Annotated in this window: 22 protein-coding genes and 1 pseudogene; 8 read left to right on the top strand and 15 right to left on the bottom strand. The window is 62.1% G+C overall.

The window, feature by feature from the left end; genetic code table 11:
* Positions 1-67: 67 nt before the first annotated feature.
* From arfB to EOB36_RS21885, 3 genes are all read left to right on the top strand, one after another.
* The gene (gene arfB, locus EOB36_RS21895; protein WP_077374749.1) at positions 68-505 is read left to right on the top strand and encodes an alternative ribosome rescue aminoacyl-tRNA hydrolase ArfB; all 438 of its coding nucleotides are present in this window, start codon (positions 68-70) and stop codon (positions 503-505) included.
* A gap of 115 nt (positions 506-620) precedes the next feature.
* The gene (lysM, locus tag EOB36_RS21890; RefSeq protein ID WP_095484476.1) at positions 621-1,094 is read left to right on the top strand and encodes a peptidoglycan-binding protein LysM; all 474 of its coding nucleotides are present in this window, start codon (positions 621-623) and stop codon (positions 1,092-1,094) included.
* Between the two features lie 248 nt (positions 1,095-1,342).
* Positions 1,343-1,960: an alpha-ketoglutarate-dependent dioxygenase AlkB gene (locus EOB36_RS21885; RefSeq protein WP_095484477.1), complete on the top strand. Its 618-nt coding sequence runs from the start codon at positions 1,343-1,345 to the stop codon at positions 1,958-1,960.
* On the opposite strand, the gene EOB36_RS21880 is transcribed toward EOB36_RS21885, so the two are convergent.
* From EOB36_RS21880 to hisB, 14 genes are all read right to left on the bottom strand, one after another.
* Positions 1,923-3,536, bottom strand: a complete 1,614-nt coding sequence (locus EOB36_RS21880) for a hypothetical protein (RefSeq protein ID WP_128285666.1) — start codon at positions 3,534-3,536, stop codon at positions 1,923-1,925. The genes EOB36_RS21885 and EOB36_RS21880 overlap by 38 nt on opposite strands.
* 113 nt (positions 3,537-3,649) lie before the next feature.
* Entirely contained in the window at positions 3,650-5,143 is a 1,494-nt protein-coding gene (locus EOB36_RS21875; protein ID WP_206637192.1) for a hypothetical protein, read from the bottom strand.
* A 76-nt stretch (positions 5,144-5,219) separates the two neighbouring features.
* Complete coding sequence (locus EOB36_RS21870) at positions 5,220-5,618, bottom strand: GtrA family protein (RefSeq protein WP_095485060.1); 399 nt, start codon at positions 5,616-5,618, stop codon at positions 5,220-5,222.
* A gap of 7 nt (positions 5,619-5,625) precedes the next feature.
* Positions 5,626-6,396: a class I SAM-dependent methyltransferase gene (locus EOB36_RS21865; RefSeq protein WP_095484479.1), complete on the bottom strand. Its 771-nt coding sequence runs from the start codon at positions 6,394-6,396 to the stop codon at positions 5,626-5,628.
* Complete coding sequence (locus EOB36_RS21860; RefSeq protein WP_095484480.1) at positions 6,396-7,403, bottom strand: glycosyltransferase family 2 protein; 1,008 nt, start codon at positions 7,401-7,403, stop codon at positions 6,396-6,398. The genes EOB36_RS21865 and EOB36_RS21860 overlap by 1 nt, the downstream gene beginning before the upstream one ends.
* A 77-nt stretch (positions 7,404-7,480) precedes the next feature.
* Positions 7,481-8,440, bottom strand: a complete 960-nt coding sequence (gene coaA / locus EOB36_RS21855; protein ID WP_095484481.1) for a type I pantothenate kinase — start codon at positions 8,438-8,440, stop codon at positions 7,481-7,483.
* Positions 8,441-8,464: 24 nt separating this feature from the next.
* The gene (locus EOB36_RS21850; protein ID WP_095484482.1) at positions 8,465-8,791 is read right to left on the bottom strand and encodes a phosphoribosyl-ATP diphosphatase; all 327 of its coding nucleotides are present in this window, start codon (positions 8,789-8,791) and stop codon (positions 8,465-8,467) included.
* Positions 8,792-8,857: 66 nt separating this feature from the next.
* Positions 8,858-9,652, bottom strand: coding sequence for an imidazole glycerol phosphate synthase subunit HisF (gene hisF, locus EOB36_RS21845; protein WP_164759251.1), 795 nt, complete (start codon positions 9,650-9,652; stop codon positions 8,858-8,860).
* Positions 9,649-10,485, bottom strand: coding sequence for an arginase family protein (locus EOB36_RS21840; protein WP_095484484.1), 837 nt, complete (start codon positions 10,483-10,485; stop codon positions 9,649-9,651). The genes hisF and EOB36_RS21840 overlap by 4 nt, the downstream gene beginning before the upstream one ends.
* On the bottom strand, positions 10,482-11,231 hold the full coding sequence (gene hisA, locus EOB36_RS21835; RefSeq protein WP_095484485.1) for a 1-(5-phosphoribosyl)-5-[(5-phosphoribosylamino)methylideneamino]imidazole-4-carboxamide isomerase: 750 nt from the start codon (positions 11,229-11,231) through the stop codon (positions 10,482-10,484). Before hisA ends, EOB36_RS21840 begins: the two co-directional genes overlap by 4 nt.
* Before the next feature lie 3 nt (positions 11,232-11,234).
* Complete coding sequence (locus EOB36_RS21830; RefSeq protein ID WP_095484486.1) at positions 11,235-11,525, bottom strand: DUF1330 domain-containing protein; 291 nt, start codon at positions 11,523-11,525, stop codon at positions 11,235-11,237.
* A gap of 1 nt (position 11,526) precedes the next feature.
* Positions 11,527-12,177: an imidazole glycerol phosphate synthase subunit HisH gene (gene hisH, locus EOB36_RS21825; protein WP_095484487.1), complete on the bottom strand. Its 651-nt coding sequence runs from the start codon at positions 12,175-12,177 to the stop codon at positions 11,527-11,529.
* A gap of 1 nt (position 12,178) precedes the next feature.
* On the bottom strand, positions 12,179-12,655 hold the full coding sequence (locus EOB36_RS21820; RefSeq protein WP_095484488.1) for a DUF2628 domain-containing protein: 477 nt from the start codon (positions 12,653-12,655) through the stop codon (positions 12,179-12,181).
* Between the two features lie 3 nt (positions 12,656-12,658).
* Complete coding sequence (gene hisB, locus EOB36_RS21815; RefSeq protein ID WP_095484489.1) at positions 12,659-13,258, bottom strand: imidazoleglycerol-phosphate dehydratase HisB; 600 nt, start codon at positions 13,256-13,258, stop codon at positions 12,659-12,661.
* A gap of 222 nt (positions 13,259-13,480) precedes the next feature.
* On the opposite strand from hisB, the gene hslV reads away from it, so the two are divergent.
* The 5 genes and pseudogenes from hslV to EOB36_RS21790 all read left to right on the top strand — a co-directional run bounded on the left by hslV (position 13,481) and on the right by EOB36_RS21790 (position 17,658).
* On the top strand, positions 13,481-14,032 hold the full coding sequence (gene hslV, locus EOB36_RS21810; RefSeq protein WP_095484490.1) for an ATP-dependent protease subunit HslV: 552 nt from the start codon (positions 13,481-13,483) through the stop codon (positions 14,030-14,032).
* 51 nt (positions 14,033-14,083) lie between these two features.
* Positions 14,084-14,607, top strand: a pseudogene (locus EOB36_RS21805) (GNAT family N-acetyltransferase).
* Positions 14,608-14,611: 4 nt separating this feature from the next.
* Positions 14,612-15,211, top strand: a complete 600-nt coding sequence (locus tag EOB36_RS21800; protein ID WP_095485062.1) for a DUF2585 domain-containing protein — start codon at positions 14,612-14,614, stop codon at positions 15,209-15,211.
* A 4-nt stretch (positions 15,212-15,215) separates the two neighbouring features.
* Positions 15,216-16,529, top strand: a complete 1,314-nt coding sequence (gene hslU, locus EOB36_RS21795; RefSeq protein ID WP_095484491.1) for an ATP-dependent protease ATPase subunit HslU — start codon at positions 15,216-15,218, stop codon at positions 16,527-16,529.
* 169 nt (positions 16,530-16,698) lie between these two features.
* Positions 16,699-17,658, top strand: a complete 960-nt coding sequence (locus EOB36_RS21790; protein WP_095484492.1) for a DUF1402 family protein — start codon at positions 16,699-16,701, stop codon at positions 17,656-17,658.
* 252 nt (positions 17,659-17,910) lie between these two features.
* Here EOB36_RS21790 and EOB36_RS21785 read toward each other — a convergent pair.
* The coding region (locus tag EOB36_RS21785; RefSeq protein WP_128285665.1) for an FAD-dependent oxidoreductase at positions 17,911-18,729 on the bottom strand (819 nt) is incomplete at its 5' end.

The following is an 18,729-nucleotide window of genomic DNA, read 5'->3' as shown; positions in this document are numbered from 1 at the left end:
GAACGGGAACGCCCGACCCCGGGGATCGGGCCTTTTCTTTTTTCGCTTGCCGCGCCATGACTGCGGCATGAACGCCGACGACAAGATCATCATTGCCGACGATGCGGTGATCCATCCGGATGACCTGCATGAGGACTTCATCCGCTCGTCCGGCCCTGGCGGCCAGAACGTCAACAAGGTGGCGACGGCGGTGCAATTGCGCTTCGATGCGGCGAATGCGCCGGGCCTGTCGGAGCGCGTCCGCGAGCGAACCATAAAGCTGGCTGGCCAACGCGCCACCAAGGACGGCGTCATCGTCATCGAGGCCGGACGCTTCCGCACGCAAGAGCAGAACCGGGCTGACGCCCGCGCGCGGCTTGCGGAACTGGTCGCCAAGGCCGCCGAACCGCCGCCGCCGCCGCGCAAGAAGACGAGGCCGTCGAAAGGCGCGGTAGAAAGGCGGCTGAAGACTAAAGCTGGGCGCGGCACAATCAAGAAACTGCGCGGCCGGGTGGACGACGATTAGAGCGACGTGCGTCCACGATGTGGCAGGCGCGACATCGATCCCGCGGTCGAGACGGCTTCCAATCCAAGGTTGCAGATGGCAAGTTCTGTATTCGCCACAGCAAGGGAGACCACAGATGGGCATGTTTGATTTCGTCAAGGGCGTCGGCAAGAAGCTCGGCTTCGGCGACGATGAGCCGGAGCCGACCGCCGATACGCTCAAGAAGGAGCTCGATTCGCACGCGCTCGGCACCGACAATGTGGAAGTCGTCGTCAAAGGCGATACGGCCGTCCTGAAAGGCGTGGTCAAGGATCAATCGATCTTCGAAAAGGCTGTCATCGCCGTCGGCAACACGCTCGGCGTCTCCAAGGTGCAGGCAGACGAATTGCAGGTCGCCGCACCCGAGTCCGGCACGCCCGCTACCGCGGCCAAGGAACCGACCTTCTACACGGTCAAGAAAGGCGACAACCTCTGGAAGATCGCCGAAAAGAGCTACGGCAAGGGCAAGGGTGCGAAGAACCCGATCATTTTCGAGGCCAACAAGCCGATGCTGACCCACCCGGACAAGATCTATCCGGGGCAAGTCCTGCGCATACCGGACCTCGACTAAGAGACTGTTTGGAAACTCTACTCCGGCGGCTATCTGATAGCGTTTTCTGCGCTTCCGGTGCTCACGTGCTTAAGTACGCTCCGCTCCGGTTCTCGAAACCACCACCATATGACTCGCCAGAGCGAATTTCGAAACAGTCTCTAAGCCCGGTGCAATCGCGACAAGAGAAGAACGGCGGCTTTCGGGTCGCCGTTCTTGTTTGTTGGTGGCATTATCCGCCAGATGAACCTAATGGAGCGACCAAGCTGATGCTCGTTCTGCCCAAAGGTGTCCGCCACATGCCCGGCTACCTGTCCCGTGCGGTGCAGGAAGCGCTGGTCGAGGATGTGAGACGGGTCGTCCAGGAGGCTCCCCTGTTCGTGCCGGCCATGCCGCGCACCGGCAAGGAGATGAGCGTGCGCATGACCAATTGCGGCCCGCTCGGCTGGGTCACCGACAAGGAGCACGGCTATCGCTACCAGCCGACGCACCCGGTGACCGGAACGCCCTGGCCGCCAATCCCGGACGTGCTGCTCGAGTTGTGGCGGGACGTGTCTGCCTATCCGCATCCGCCGGAGGCTTGTTTGGTCAATTTCTATTCGCCGGACGCGAAGATGGGCCTTCACCAGGACCGCGACGAGGAGGATTTCGCCGCGCCGGTCGTGTCGGTCTCACTGGGCGACGATTGCCTGTTCAGGGTCGGCCAAAGCACGCGCGAAGGCGGCACAAAATCGTTCAGGCTGAAAAGCGGCGACGTCGTCGTGCTTGGCGGCGAAGGCCGCCTCTCTTTTCACGGCGTCGACCGCATCTATCCCTCGACCTCGGCGTTGCTCAGGAATGGCGGACGGATCAATCTGACGCTGAGGCGGGTGACGACGCCGACGTGAGGCGCCCGACCGTCAACGGGCCGGGGCGGACATAGTCATCGCGTAGATAGATGCGCAGGGCACCGTCTTCGGCGAGCACGTGGTAACGGGCCAGGATCGCGTCAAAGCCAAAACGCTCGGTCAGTTGGCTTGTCCAGTTGGTGTTGTTTTTCTTGAAGATGATGACATCCGCGCGCAGGCGCTCAAATTCTTCGCGCTTGCTTTCGGCGTAGCGCACCATGATGGCTTGGTAACGTGTCGCCTCGGCGGTGTCACCGGAGAGGACCGCCTGCTGGGACAGGCGGAGCGAGAACGCTCCAAGCCAATCGCTGACATGGGTCGAAACGAACTGCCCGTCGATCATGCGGTTCAGCGGATGTCCAGAGGAAATGTCCGGGCTGACCAACGCGACGGTCGGCCGATCGGTCGCGGCGCGAATGGCGGCAACCAGCGCGGGGTCTGGCTTCTGAGTGCTCCAGTACGGCAAGAAAGCGATCGCCACCCCCGCCAGCGCCCAAGCTCGCGAAGGTGCCGTCACAAATGACAACAGCCTTGGCTGCTGCTGCTCGATCCTGGGCAATGCCAGCAGGCAGAGAATGGCTGCCACGGCGCAAAAGATGGCGGGATAGGCATGATAGGCCCAGCCTTTCGCCTGGTAGAACAGCGGGAACATGCCGGCGACCGACGCGGTCAGCGCTACCGCCGCCAGCTCCGGAAATCGCCCGGCCGGCCACAGCCACCACGTCAGGAATACGAGAAAGCCCCACGTAAAACCGTAGACGATCACAATCGGCAGAAAGACGCTGACCTTTGCATAAACATCCGCCATCAGGGGATAAACGTCGCGCAGGAATTCCGGATGGATCAATGTGACCGCGCCGAAATAAGCGATGCAGACGCCGCCTATGACCCAGTGCTCCGGAGCGAAAACCGATTTCAGACTGCATTGGCGTGCTGCGACGAGCAGTGCCGGCGCCAACACCATGATCGCGTAGTAGGGCTTGATCAGCAACAGAACACTGCCCGACAGGCCGGCAAGGGCTGCAAGACCCAAGCCTGGTTGCGCCGTTGCATCTCGGCGCGCGCGCCAGGCATGAAGTGCGAGCAGCGGCATGAAAAGCGCTAATGCGATATGCTCTCGCTCGCTGAAGGCGTTGCCGGGAAAGACCACCAGCATTGCGTAGAAAGCTGGCGCCAATGCAAATAGTGATGCTGCTTCGGCGAAACCCGCACGCTTGACGATCACGCCCGAGAACGAAAGTCCGACAAGTGCGGCAAGATAGGTCCAGGCCTGAACCAGGACTTCCGGGGCGATTCCCAGCAACCTGGCCGCAGCCACTGGCGGCAGATAGAGCCATACGCTGAATGGAGGGTTGGTCTCGTAGATTTGCGTGTAGAGCCGCTCACCAGAGAGTATCCGCTCGCAGACGGTGATCAGCCAACTCGTATCCGGAATAGTTCCCCAGCGCACCTGACAGGCGATCGACAAGACTGTGAGCGCAGCAATCGCAAGGACATTGCGGCCAGGATGCAGCGACGCCGCAAAATCCCGACTGCCCCACCGGCCCCAGCCGCCAGTCTCGTTCGCGACGCTCACGGTGCTGTCCTGCCCCGGAACGTTGACATATGTGCTCTCCGATAAAACGATTGGATAGCCCTTACCATGTTCTCTGTAGCCTCTCCCTCGATCAGCCAATCGGCCGGACGGAACTAGTTCGAAACGGGCGTCAATTGGCGCGCGCCGCCGCGCAGAAAGACGGTGATCTCCGGCTCGGCGTGCAGCACGTGATAGTCGCTCAAGGCAGCCGCGACCCGCTCGTCCTGCAGCATCAAGGCAGTCCACGAGGGGGAGCCTGACAGCACGATATCGGGCTTCTCCGCTGATATCTCGGCGGCGTATTCGCCGATCACCCGATCGCGGATCCCTTCAAATTTCCGTTTCTGTCCGTATTCATCGGCCTTGCGAGCAAGTATTTCCGCATTGAACACCGCCCAGGCGCCCGGGTGACGCGACATGAACCTGCCGCCGACCAGCCTGGTGAGAGGATGGCCCACCTGCATCCGATCCGCGATCGACATGATCGTCGGGTTTTCGATCGTGGCGCTGATTGTGGCGGCGGACCGCTCCATCGGCTCGTTGTCCGCAGTCAGCGCAGCGTATTGTGCTCTAATCGTTATTTGCAGCACCAACACGCAGCCGAAGACAAGGCCGGCTTTGCGAACGAAGCCTGCAGCGCGGAACTCACCGAACCGCGGAAGCTGGACAGCGAATGCAAGTACCGCCACAACCACCATCGGCAGCGCGTGATTGGGCCAACCCTTGCCCATGACGACGAAGGCGGGGATGAACCCGAGAGCGGCCAAGAGCGGAATCCGGACGTCCCAATGCAATCGCCTGATGTCGCCCGCTGCCAGCAGGACGGCCGCGGCCAGAAGCAGCACTATCTTCGGCCAGTTTGCCATCATCTCGACGACCGAAGCTCTCAGCGGCAGATACACCTCCCTGACGAAGGGCAGTATTTCGCTGAAATAGACGCGGTCGAAGATCGCAATGGAAGCCACATAGATGACGATGACCGCAGCGCCGAGAAGATTTTCCACGGCGAAGAACGGCTTTAGAGACCGTCGATGGAGCGCAAGGCACAGCGAGGGCAGCAGGAAGGCCAGGGCAAAATGCGGCGGTTTGAGCATGATAACGGTGGCCGCGCCCAGCCCCGCCAGAACGCGCTCCACGGTCGAGCCTGCGACGAAGTCCGGCGTTCGCTGGCGTGCGCACTGCAATGCCAACCAGGGCAGAATGGCAATCAGCGCGAAATGCTCGCGCTGGCCGAATTGGTCCGGCAGGAAACACAGGACCATGAACAGCGCGACCGGAGCTGCCAAGAGAGCGTTAGGCTGTCGGTAAATCGGGTCGACGCGGGCGAGAATGCGGGCGGAAACAACCAGGCTGGCCAAGCTCAGGCAGACGACACCGAGCGTCAGCCAGACTTCGGCGCGTATGCCGCTAAGCTTTTCCAAGAGCATAAACGGCATGTAGAGAAAGATCGAGAAAGGCGGATTGGTCTCTATGATGTCGGTGTTCAGTCGCTCTCCGCCGAGCAACCGATCACACGCAACCAGGAGCCATGACACATCGACATTGGTCGGCGTCACAACCGTCGATAACCAGGCAGCATACGCCACGACCACGCCGGCCAGCAACAACGGAGCAGCACCTGCGCCGCCGACAAACCGCGAGAAACGGCCTATGGTAGGCAGCGGTTCACCGAGGGATCGCGCGCTAGAGACCACGAAACACCCAGCGCCCGAGGACGACATAGTTGATGACCGGCACGGCAATGCAGGTAAGCAGGATCGGGACTGAAGCAGGGACGCCGAGCATCTGGGTCAAAAACCCCGGCAGAGCGACCGCGATAGCGAGGCCCGAAGCGGTGAGCAGGAGGAAGCGAGGCAGTTCCATTGCGTGGCTGCCGCCAGAGATGAATGTGAAATATTTATGCCCGGTATAAGAGAACAGCGCGGCGATGGCATAAGCCGCAAAGGATGTGAGTGCTGCCGGCAGGCCAGCCGTTGCCTGTCCACGCGACAGCAGGAAAGCGCAAACGGCATAGATCAGCGTCGATGCAATCCCGATCAGGGCAAAGCGCGACAGGCGACGATACGAGCCAGTAGCCGACATGGCGCGGTCAGGCCGCCAGTTTCTCGTCGAGGCGGCCGGTGTCGACGGCGCCATCCCTACGAAACACGGCCAGCAGCGAGACACCAAACGGCAGGCTTGCGTTTGGCACGATACGGCCCTCCGCCGAAAACACAGCCTTCATCGCCGCATTGACCGGCTTCGGCGGCGTCGCGTGGCCCGCTGGCCTGGCCGGTCGGCGCAGCCTGTCCAGCAATCGTGCCAACACAGCTGCGGGAAACAGCGCGGCATTGGTGTAGCTCAGCCGGTCGATCGTGAAGCCGGCCTTTTCAATGCGCTCACGCAGCAGATTGCGGGAATAGCGCCGCATGTGATGCAGCCCCACGTCGTGGGTGCTCCACAGCCATTGATGTGCAGGCACCGTAAGGATGACGCGGCCACCTGGTTTCAGCATTTGGCGGATTGCGGCCAGCGATGCTTCGTCCTCCGCGACATGCTCCAGCACGTCGAACAGGCAGATGAGGTCACAACTTTGCGGCGCGACAGGAATATTGTCCGGCAGATGGCCAGCAAGAAAGTCGCGGCCGGTCTTTTCCCCGGCGATCTCGCGCGCGAGATCGCTCATTTCCACCGCCGTCACCGCGCCGAACTGCTCCAGCATCTGGATGTTGCCACCGGTGCCGGCGCCGATCTCGACGATGCGCGCCTTTGCGGGCAGGTCGAGGTGGCGAATGACCGCCTCCGCGATGGCACGCCGCCCACAGAACCACCAATGCTCGTCTTCGGTGGCGGCCATCTGTCGGTAGGCGTCGAGCTCCATCAGTTCATCCCCTCATATTTGCGACGCACGATGTAGATCGGACGCTGCTTGATCTCGGCGTAGACCCTGCCGAGGTACTGTCCGATGATGCCGATGCCGAGCAACTGGATGCCGCCAAGGAAAAGAACACTGACCAGCAGCGAAGCGTAGCCTGGCACGTCCGCGCCAAAGATCATCGTCTTGGCGACGATCAGCAGGCCGTAGAGAAACGACAATGCCGAGATCGTCGCGCCGACATAGGTCCAGATTTCAAGCGGCGCGGTGGAGAAGCTGGTGATACCTTCGAGCGCGAAGTTCCACAGCCTCCAGCCGGAGAATTTCGACTGGCCGGCGATGCGCCGATCGCGGACATATTCGACGGTCGCAGTGCGGAAGCCCACCCAGGCGAACAGGCCCTTCATGAAACGACGGCGTTCGGGCAAGGAGCGCAGCGCTTCGATGACCTGACGATCGATCAACCTGAAGTCGCCGACATCGTGCGGGATCTTCTGCTGCGCGATCCAGTTGTGAACGCGGTAAAACGTCGAGGCGGAGCGCTGCTTTAGAAAACTGTCGCTCGACCGATTGGCTCGCTTGGCCAGAACGACCTCGAAACCCTCGCGCCATTTTTCGACAAGCAGCGGAATGACATGCGGCGGGTCCTGCAGGTCGACATCGATGGGAATTGCGGCATCGGCATCGCAGCTGTCGAGACCGGCGGTCATCGCGGCCTCCTTGCCGAAATTGCGTGAAAGGTCGATCACCCGAATACGCGGATCGGCTTGCCGGGCTTCGATCAGCCGTTCGAGCGTCGCATCGCTGCTGCCGTCATTGACGAAGATGAGATCGAAGGTAACGCCATGTTCCTGCAGCGGATCGATGCTTTCGCATACAGCCTTCAGAAATGGCGCGATCGCGCCTTCCTCATTGTGCACCGGCACGATCAGCGCAATCGTGGCGGTCCCGCTCCCCGGATGTGCGACGCGGTCAGCTGCCGGTCGATCAATATGAAGGAATGGCGCGTTCATTGTTTGCCGGAGCCCGCAGATCAGGCTCGACAATAGAAAGGCTGGGTTAAGATGACTTTAAGGAATGGCTCGGAATTTCACAGCTTCCTGAGCGCCACTTCCTCGACCAGATGATTGGCGCCCTTGCGCAGGATGAGATCGGCGCGGGCTCGCGTCGGCAGGATGTTCTCGCGCAAATTCTTCAGGTTGATGTTGGCCCACAAGCCTTCGGCGATGGCGCGGGCCGCTGCTTGCGAAAGTTGCGAATAGCGGTGGAAGAAGGAGTCCGGGTTGCGGAAGGCGGTCTCGCGCAGCCGCATGAAGCGGGCGATGTACCAGTGATGGATCAGCTCCTCTTCGGCATCGATATAGATGGCGAAATCGAAGAAATCCGACAGGAAAGGCACGATCTTGCCGTCCTTCGGCAGCTTGCCGGGCTGAAGCACGTTGATGCCTTCGAAGATCAATATGTCCGGCCGGTCGATGGTCTGGAACTCACCGGGAATGACGTCGTAAGTCAGGTGCGAATAAACAGGCGCGCGGACATTGCGCTGCGCCGATTTGATGCCCGACAGGAAACGCAGCAGGGCGCCGACGTCATAGCTGTCGGGAAAGCCCTTGCGTTCCATCAGGTTGTTGCGGCGCAGGATTTCGTTGGGAAGCAGGAAGCCGTCGGTGGTGATCAGATCGACTTTGGGGCTCGAGGGCCAGCGCGCCAGCAATTCCTTGAGCACGCGCGCCGTGGTCGATTTGCCGACCGCGACAGAGCCGGCAATGCCGATGATGAACGGCGTTTTGACGATATCCACCGCGTTGAAGAAGGCCTGGCGCTGCCTGAACAGCAGCTGGCTCGCCTCGACATGGGCCGACAAAAGCCGCGACAGCGAAAGATAGATGCGCTTGACCTCTTCGAGGTCGACCGGGTCGTTGAGTGAGCGCAGACGACGGATCTCGTCCGCGCCGAGCGTCATCGGCGTGTCGGCACGGAACTGCGACCATTGCTCCGCCGAGAAAAAACGAAAGGGCGAATATTTCTCGGTGGGGGCGAGCTGGTCCATCGAGTTTCCTACCCTCCGCAGCGATCAGCCCCGGTCCTGCCGAGACGCCTTTTCGGCGATGCCCGAACGACTGGTGCGGCGCTCGAGTTCGGTCAGGATATCGGCAAGCGGAACGCCGGCGACGCCTAGAACGACGAGCCAATGATAGATGAGATCGGCGCTTTCCGAAACGAGCGCTTGTCTGTCACCGCCAACGGCCGCGATCACTGTTTCGACCGCCTCTTCGCCGAACTTCTGCGCCGCCTTGTCGATGCCGCGCGCGAACAGTTTTGCCGTCCATGAATCCGCATCGCCGGAATGCGCGCGTTCCCTGATGATTATCTCCAGATCGGAGAGCGAAAACTCAGCCATGGCGCCATCTATCTGCTTGTTTAAGCATGATCTTTCCCGAAAACCGGTTCCCGCTGGCGGTCATGCTTAGAGCCGATCAGCCGTTGAGTCCAGTCGCATCGGCAGCCCGGCGCGGGCCATATGCGCCTTGGCTTCGGCGATGCTGTACGTGCCAAAATGGAAGATCGATGCCGCCAGCACCGCACCGGCATGGCCATCGCGAATGCCCTCGACCATGTGATCAAGCGTGCCGACGCCGCCGGAGGCGATGACCGGCGCACGCACGGCGTCGGCTACCGCGCGGGTGAGCGCAATGTCGTAGCCGGCCTTGGTGCCGTCGCGGTCCATCGACGTGAGCAGGATCTCGCCGGCGCCGCGATCGACCATCTGCCGAGCAAATTCGACTGCGTCGATGCCGGTCTTCTCGCGGCCGCCATGGGTGAAAATCTCCCAGCGGTCGGCCTCGTCTTCACCCGATACTTTCTTGGCGTCGATGGCGACGACGATGCACTGGTTGCCGAACTTGTCGGCCGCCTCGGCGACGAAATCGGGATTCTTCACCGCCGCCGTGTTGATCGACACCTTGTCGGCGCCGGCCAAAAGCAGCCTTCTTATGTCGGCGACCTGGCGCACGCCGCCGCCGACGGTCAGCGGCATGAAGCATTGTTCGGCCGTGCGGGCGACGATATCGAAGATCGTCTCGCGATTGTCGGACGAGGCGGTGATGTCGAGGAAACAGAGCTCGTCGGCGCCGGCGGCGTCATAGGCCTTTGCCGCCTCGACCGGATCGCCGGCATCGACCAGGTCGACGAAGTTGACGCCCTTGACGACGCGGCCGTTCTTGACATCGAGACAGGGGATGACGCGGGCTTTCAGCATCAAATCCTCTCAAGCGCGGCAAGAAAATCGCCAAGCAATTGCCCGACGACAGGCGGAACCTCGCCCTTGGCGTCAAATGCCGGGTCGTAGGCAGACAGGGTGACGCCGACAATCGGGATCGACCTGGCCAGTCCGCAAACGAGTTGCCGCAGTTGATCCGGGTTTGGGCCTCCCGGCTGCGCATAGCGGTTCACTTGCAGCACATCCGGATCGTGAACGTCCAAATCCAGATGCAGATGTGCCCGAACCGCGCCGGCCGCCTTCAGCTTTCCGACATTGTCGAGCGCATCGGCGCATTGGGTGCGAATGACAGGCAATGTGTCCAGCAGGCGCTTTTCATCGGGATCGAGGTCGCGTGCATCGACCAGCATGCACCGCGATGGATCTATCGCCTGGAAGCGGGGAATCGCTGATGTCATCGGACGCCAGCAGAGCCCCAGCGTCGTCGCCAGCGCCATGCCGTCGAGGAAGCCGTAGGCGGACGTCTCGGGCGTGTTGAGATCGCCATGCTGATCGACCCAGATGATCGAATCCGCGGCGTTGCCGGCCACCGCACCGGCGGCGGTCAGGCAATTTCCGGCGAGCACGATGGGAAAACGCTCATCGTCGCGCGCCAGATCGACCTTGGTGGCGACTGCCCGGCAAACCGCGAAGCCCGTCGCGATTTCGCGTCTCTGGGCATCGCCGACCTCGCCGATGTCCTCGACGACGACATCGTGGCCGCGGAAAGCAAGTTCATCGACGAGGCCGCCGGCAATGATGGCGTCGGGGCCCTGGCCACAGCCGGCATGGTAAAGGCCGCTGTCATAGGGTGCGAGGATGATCGAGAGTTTCATCGCGCCCTCGCCTTCTCCGGTGCTGCCGCCAGGATCGCCAGTGCCTCGGCCGGATCGATACGCCCGTCATAAAGCGCGCGGCCCGAGATGGCGCCTTCGAGTTTTTGCGCATCGGGCATGGTCATGCGCACGATGTCGGCAATCGAGGCCAGACCTCCAGAGGCGATGACCGGGATCGAAACCGCTTCGGCGAGATCGATGGTGGCGTCCCAGTTGATGCCGGTCAGCACGCCGTCGCGATCGATATCGGTGTAGATGATGGCGGCAACGCCGGCGCCCTCGAATTTCTTCGCCAGTTCGATGACGCCGAGGCTCGAGGCCTCTGCCCAGCCCTCGACCGCCACCTTACCGCCCTTGGCGTCGATGCCGACGGCGATCCTGCCGGGGAATGCCTTGCAGGCCTGCCTGACCAGATCGGGATCGCGCACGGCCACCGTGCCGAGAATGATGCGGGCCAGCCCGCGATCGAGCCAGTCCTCGGCCTGCGCCAGGGTGCGGATGCCGCCGCCAAGCTGCACCGGGTTTCTCGTCGCCTTGAGGATGGCGCCGACCGCCGCGCCGTTGACGCTCTGGCCCTTGAAGGCGCCGTTGAGGTCGACCACATGCAGCCATTCAAAGCCCTGTTGCTCGAAGGCTCTGGCCTGCGCGGCCGGGTCGTCATTGTAGATCGTCGCGGTCGCCATGTCGCCGTGCTTCAGGCGCACGCACTTGCCGTCCTTGAGGTCGATGGCCGGGAACAGGATCACCGTTCAAGCGCCTTCGACAATGACGAAGTGACCGGTCGAGGCGGCAAGCCTGTACTTCAAAGCCGCCCGGTATTCAGGTGACTCGTAGCATTCTATCGCCCTGTCGTAGGACTCGAACTCCACCAGGACATGGCGGTTGCCTGTCGGCCCTTCCGGGTTCGCGTGACGCCCGGCCCGCACGGGAAACTTCGCACCATATTTCGCAAAAGCCGCGGCGTTCGCCTCGATATATTGCTTGTAGACCTCAGGATCGCGGACATCGACCATCGCCATCCAGTAGCCTTTCTTGCTCATCCTAGGGCCTCCAGCTCAGGAAATTGGTGATCAGCGCCAGGCCAAGCGCCTGGCTCTTTTCGGGATGGAACTGCGTGCCGGCGAGATTGTCGCGGGCGACCGTAGCCGTCACCGGACCACCATAGTCGGCAATCGCCAGCACGTCGTCCGCTTTCCTGGCGTCAAGATGATAGGAATGAACGAAATAGGCGTGCAGTCCCTTGGCGCCGGTCGGAATGCCGGAAAACAGCGGATGCTTGTGCGTGAGCTCGATGGTGTTCCAGCCGATCTGCGGGATTTTCAGCGCAGGATCGGCCGGGGCGATCTCCTTGACATCGCCGGCGATCCAGCCAAAGCCTTTTGTAACAGTCTTCTCCAACCCCCGCTCCGACATCAGCTGCATGCCGACGCAGATGCCGAGGAACGGCCGCCCCTTGACGATCGCGACCTCCTCGACCGCTTCCCACATGCCGGCCACAGCGCGCAGCCCGGCCGCGCAATCGGCGTAGGCGCCGACGCCGGGCAGGACAACGCGGTCGGCGGTTCTGACACGCTCGGCATCGGCGGTCAGGTCGATGGCGGCGGCGATGCCGGCTTCGTGCGCGGCGCGCTCGAAGGCTTTGGTGGCCGAGCGCAAATTGCCCGAGCCGTAGTCGATGATCGCGACCCGCATGTCAGGGTCTTCCCGGCGTGTGGTTCAGCCCTAGCGCTATGCCCATATGTGCTGGCCGGGCATGGACAGCGTCGGGAACGATGCGTTGCGCGGGCGCTTGCTCATCCGAATGCGCTTCGGCTTCCAGCACATAGCGCGTATCGGCATCATCGAGCCTGTCGGCCTCGACGACGCCCCATTCATGCCAGCCACGGCGGCGCAGTGCGGCAATCCGCAAGGCCTGCCCTTCCAGCCCGACATAGAGCGATACAAGCAGCGACAGCAGCGGACCTGCCAGCCCCAGGCTCAATCCTTCAGCAAGCATCGAAAGGAGAGCCATGGCGACAAAGGCCAGGGCTGCCTCGATCCACAACCGGTGCCAGAGCAGCCACAGCGGCGGCACGAGGAAGCCGAGCCAGGAAAAACCATCACGGACAAAGGCCGTCATATCAGGCTTTTCGCCGCGGCCCGGCGGTTCCATCACGACATAGATGGCCATGGCCTATCCCTTCAGAGATCCCTTGGTGGAAGGAACCGCGTCCGGCTGGCGCGGGTCGCTTTCAAGTGCTGCGCGCAGCGCGCGGGCCACTGCTTTGAAGCAGGTCTCGGCGATGTGGTGATTGTTGGCGCCATAGTGATTGGTGACATGCAGCGTGATGCCGGCATTCTGCGCCAGGGCCTGGAAGAATTCGCGCACCAGTTCGGTGTCGAACGTGCCGATCTTCGGTGACGAGAACGCAACGTTCCAGACAAGGAAAGGACGACCGGAGACGTCAATCGCGGCGCGTGTCAGCGTCTCGTCCATGGCGAGATCGATCGAGGCATAGCGCATGATGCCGCGCCGCTCGCCCAGCGCCTGGGCCAGCGCCTGGCCGAGCGCGATGCCGGTGTCCTCGACCGTGTGGTGGTCGTCTATGTGCAGATCGCCCTTGGCCTTGACCGTCATGTCGATCAGTGAATGGCGCGAAAGCTGGTCCAGCATGTGGTCGAAGAAGCCGACGCCCGTCGAAATATCGGATTTTCCCGAGCCGTCGACCTGGACCGATACGGAGATGTCGGTTTCCCCAGTCTTGCGGCTTGCGTTGGCGGAACGGGGCGGCATGACCTCATCCTTGTCCAGAGTTCAGACGTTCCAAGCGCCCACGTGCTTGAAAACGAGAGCCTTCTAGCAGCATGATCCGGCGATTGCCAGTTGCCATGCCAGGGGATATCGAGCCTGGCAGATGACCGGTTTGCAATCATCGGGCCTATGCATACATATGGCCGATCAAGTCACTCGTAACGCGCCAATTGCCTTCGGGATCGGTGCTGATCGGAGCAGAAAATGTCTGATAAACTGACCATGCACGCCACGACCATCGTGACGGTGCGCAAGGGCGGCAAGGTGGTCATCGCCGGCGATGGCCAGGTCAGTCTCGGCCAGACCATCATGAAGGGCAACGCCAAGAAGGTGCGCCGCATTGGCAAAAGCGGCAATGTCATTGCCGGTTTCGCCGGCGCCACCGCTGACGCCTTCACCCTTCTGGAGCGGCTCGAGGCCAAGCTCGAACAATATCCGGAGCAATTGACGCGGGCCTGCGTCGAGCTCGCCAAGGACTGGCGCACCGACCGCTATCTGCGCCGGCTGGAAGCGATGATGCTGGTCGCCGACAAGTCGGTCTCGCTGGCGCTGACCGGCACCGGCGATGTGCTCGAGCCCGAACATGGCGTCATGGCGATCGGTTCGGGCGGCAACTACGCGCTGGCCGCGGCGCGCGCGCTGATGGACAGCGACAAGGATGCCGAGGAGATCGCCCGCAAGGCGATGCAGATCGCATCCGACATTTGCGTCTACACCAACAACAATTTCGTCATCGAAACACTCGATGCCGGCTGAGCAGGCCGTGCCATGATCCCGAAAAGTGGAAACCGGTTTTCGGCGGAAATCATGGCCAAACAAGAGAATAGATATGATTTTCGGCCGGTGACCGAGGCGGACTTGCCGATGATCGCGGCATGGTTGGCCGAGCCGCATGTCGCCGAGTGGTGGGATGATCCCGAGACGGAGATCGCGCAGATCCGCGAGCATATCGACTCGATTTCCGTCGAACCGCTGATCATCGAGCTCGACGGCGAGCCGATCGGCTACATGCAGAGCTACGACCCGCATCTGGAGGACGGCCATCCCTATAGCGACCAGCCGTTCGGCACGCTCGGCATCGATCTGTCGATCGGCAGGCCTGAGCTTGTCGGACACGGCCACGGCTCGGCAATTGTGCGGCAGTTCGTGGAACAGCTGTTCGAGGAAGGGGCGCGCGTGTCATCATCGACCCGGATCCGGCCAACGGACGAGCCATCCGCGCCTATGAAAAGGCCGGTTTCAGAGCTATCGATCGAAGGCAATCGGAATATGGCGACGTTTTGCTGATGGCGATTGATGTCGAAGTGGGCGACGCCGAAGAGGGGCAGTAACAGCATGAGCACAACCGGCGCCGACAAATCCGTCTCGGCCTACGAAGACAGCTGGCGGATGGGACTTCTGCTCGTCCTCGGCCTGATCATATTCCAGGCCGGAGCCCTTTACGGCATGGGCCGAACGCCAATCTGCACATGCGGCTATGTCAAGCTATGGCACGGCATCGTGCAGAGCTCGGAGAATTCCCAGCATATTTCCGACTGGTACACATTCTCGCACATCATCCATGGCTTCCTGTTCTACGCGCTGGCGTGGGCTCTGTTCCCGCGCTCGCCGATCGGGCTCAGGCTGGCATTTGCGGTCGTCATAGAGGGCGGTTGGGAACTTCTCGAGAACAGCCCTTTGATCATCGAGCGCTATCGCGCCGGCACAATTTCCCTGGATTACTATGGCGACAGCATCATCAATTCGGTGGCAGACACGCTGGCGATGGTGGTGGGATTTGTGATGGCGCGGAGGCTTCCTATATGGGTGATCGTGACCCTCGCTCTCATCTTCGAATTCGGTGTCGGCTACATCATCAGGGACAATCTGACACTCAACGTGATCATGCTGCTGCATCCGTTCGAGTCCATCCGGCAGTGGCAAAGTGGAATTTAGTGATATGAGCACATTCTCGCCCCGCGAAATCGTTTCGGAACTCGATCGCTTCATCATCGGCCAGAAGGACGCCAAGCGCGCCGTGGCCATCGCCTTGCGCAACCGCTGGCGCCGCCAGCAGCTCGAAGGCCAGATGCGTGAAGAGGTGATGCCCAAGAACATCCTGATGATCGGCCCGACCGGCGTCGGCAAGACCGAGATCTCGCGCCGCCTGGCACGCCTTGCCGGTGCGCCGTTCGTCAAGGTCGAGGCGACCAAGTTCACCGAGGTCGGCTATGTCGGCCGCGACGTCGAGCAGATCATTCGCGACCTGGTCGAGATCGCCATCGGGCTGGTGCGCGAGAAGATGCGCGAGGATGTCAAGGCGCGCGCCCATATCAATGCCGAGGAACGCGTGCTGGAAGCGCTCGTCGGCAAGACGGCGAGCCCGGCCACGCGCGACAGTTTCCGCAAGAAGCTGCGCGACGGCGAGCTCGACGACAAGGAGATCGAGATCGAAGTGGCCGACACCGGCACGGGCGGCATGCCCGGCTTCGAGATCCCCGGCATGCCGGGCGCCAATATCGGCGTGTTGAACATCAACGACATGCTGTCGAAAGCGATGGGCGGCCAGAAGACCAAGACGCGCAAGACGACGGTGAAGGAATCCTACACGCTGCTGGTCGGCGACGAGTCCGACAAGCTGCTCGACCAGGATGAGGTGGTGCGCAGAGCGCTCGAATCGACCGAAAACGACGGCATCGTCTTCCTCGACGAGATCGACAAGATCGCCTCGCGCGAGGGCGGCATGGGCGCCGGTGTTTCCCGCGAAGGCGTGCAGCGCGACCTGCTGCCGCTTGTCGAAGGCACAACGGTCGCGACCAAATACGGACCGGTGAAGACGGACCACATCCTGTTCATCGCATCGGGTGCGTTCCACGTCGCCAAGCCGTCCGACCTGCTGCCGGAACTGCAGGGCCGTCTGCCGATCCGCGTCGAGCTGCGGGCGCTGGAGAAGGACGATTTCGTCCGCATCCTGACTGAGACCGAGGCCAGCCTGATCAAGCAGTATATCGCGCTGATGAAGACCGAGGGCGTCGACCTCGTCTTCACCGACGACGCCATCGATTCGCTGGCCGGCATTGCCGTCGATCTCAACGCCAGCGTCGAGAACATCGGCGCCAGGCGGCTGCAGACGGTGATGGAGCGGGTGCTGGACGAGATCTCCTATGACGCGCCGGATCGCCACGGCACGTCGGTGACCATCGACGCCGCCTATGTGCAAAAGCATGTCGGCGACCTGTCCAGAAACACGGATTTGTCGCGTTTCATCCTGTAAGACGGCGCCGGCCAAGCCCGGTGCCCGGGCGACGGGCGATTTCCGGACATTCCGCAGTGTGTGGCCAAATGGAAGCATCTGGCCACCTTTTGTCTCAGTTGTCGAAGGGCTCTCGACTCGACCTGGGGCTTTACCTAGTTTGCCCGGCGACTATTACAGGCGGCGGCGCATGAAAAAACTGATCCTCGTCATTCTCGGGCTGACGCTGGCGACAGCCATGTTCGCTGCGCAAGCGGCGACGATGGTGCCGCCGGGCAACAGTCATGCCGAGCAGCCCAACATACCGGGCGCCTCGAGCCGGCGCACCCAGGCCACCAACACCACTTTCCAGGCAAAATACCGCAAGGTCTATGCGCTGCTGCAGAACGACGCCGATCTTCGCGGCAAGATCAGCCAAGCGGCGGCGACCTATGGCATCGATCCGATGCACATCGTCGGCGCCATCGTCGGCGAGCACACCTACAATGTCGACGCCTACGACCGGCTGCAGACCTACTACGTCAAGGCGATCTCCTATCTGTCGAGCAAGCTGTCCTTCGCCTATGAAGGCGAGGACATCACCGATTTCGTGCAACGGCCGCAATTTGCCAAATGCGCCGGCGAATCGGACAGTTACGCGCTGTGGGCGTGCCGCGAGCAGGTGTGGAACCAGTCCTTTCGCGGCAAGAATGTCGGGGGGACAAGCTTTCCCAATGACCGCTTCGGCGCCACTTTCTTCCAGCCCTATTATGCCGGCCAGACCTTCGGTCTTGGGCAACTCAATCCGCTGACGGCGTTGCAGATGAGCGATCTCGTGCACCAGGTTTCCGGCCTGCCGAAGCTCGACGTCGGCGATCCGAACGGGGTCTACAAGACCATCATGGATCCGGACCTCACCTTGTCTTATGTCGCGGCGACGATCCGGAAATCGATCGATGCCTACCAGAACATTGCCGGCTTCGACATATCGGACAACCCCGGGATCACATCGACGCTCTACAATGTCGGCAATCCGGAACAGCGCGCCTATGCGCTGAAGGCCGAGAACGACAAGCGCCGTGCCGCGGGCGAACCGGAGAAGCTGCCCGAGGAAAATTACTATGGCTGGCTGGTCAACGACAAATTGCCGGAGCTGAAGGCGCTGTTTTAGAACGTGTTGAGATTCGGATTTTCAGCCGGATCGAAGTCGCCCCTTTCGGGCGTTTGCGCTGCCCTCCTTGCCCTGCCGGCATTTCTCCCCGTATAGTGACGGGGGAGAAAGAACGCTGGCATCGGCTGCAACGCCCGTTCTGCGGCGCTGGCGATTGGCGAAATCCTAAGCGACAGTGGGTCACTATACGGGGAGAAGATGCCGGCAGGCAGATGAGGGGCGGCGCCGGCTTTAGGCAATCGGCGCCACGGCTCACGCCGCCAGCAGAGACTTCAGCTTGACCGTCTGCGAGCCGAGCGCTTCCGGCGCCGGCTTGGCCCTTTTCGCGATCAGCATCTCGGCCAGCCTGATGTCGCGGGCGACCGTGTTGCCCGGGCCGATGCCGCTCGCCGCAACGAGCCTGCCGTCCTCGGCGAGGTGGAACAGGATGAAGGCGCCATCGTCGAGGTCGCGGCGCACAGTGCTGCGGCCCTCGTCCGACAGGCCGGATATCTGCAAGGTCAGGCCGTATTGATCCGACCAGAACCATGGCACCGCCGCGTGGCTTTCGCCGGCGCCAAGCATGTTCCTGGCCGCAAGCGCGCCCTGCTCCTGCGCGTTGCGCCAAGCTTCCAGTCGCACGCGCCGGCCGCCATAGACGGCAAGCGGAAACGAGCAGCAATCGCCGGCGGCGAAGATGGCCGGATCGCCAGTGCGAAGCCCGGCATCGACTGCTATGCCGTTGTCGATCGTCAGCCCGGCTTCCGCGGCGAGCCCGATCACCGGCACTGCGCCGATGCCGATCACGGCGAGATCGGCGACGATGTCCAGTCCGCCGGCAAGCGCGATGCGCACCTCGGCGCCATCGTCGGCGATCGCGGCGATGCCGTCGCCGCACAGGATTTTCACGCCTTCGGCTTCATGCGCCTCGTGGATGACTTTGGCGATCTCGGCCGGCACGCCGCGCATCAGGATGCGCGGTTGCGCCTCGATGACGGTGACCGCGGCTCCCAACCTGCGCGCCGCTGCGGCGAGTTCAAGACCGATGAAGCCGCCGCCGACGATGGCGATGCGATTTCTGGCGCTGAGATG

The organism is Mesorhizobium sp. M6A.T.Cr.TU.017.01.1.1 (assembly GCF_004023115.1).
Classification (GTDB): Bacteria; Pseudomonadota; Alphaproteobacteria; order Rhizobiales; family Rhizobiaceae; genus Mesorhizobium; species Mesorhizobium mediterraneum.
Note: the sequence above shows the minus strand (reverse complement) of the source record. Positions and strands in the feature narration are given on the sequence as shown.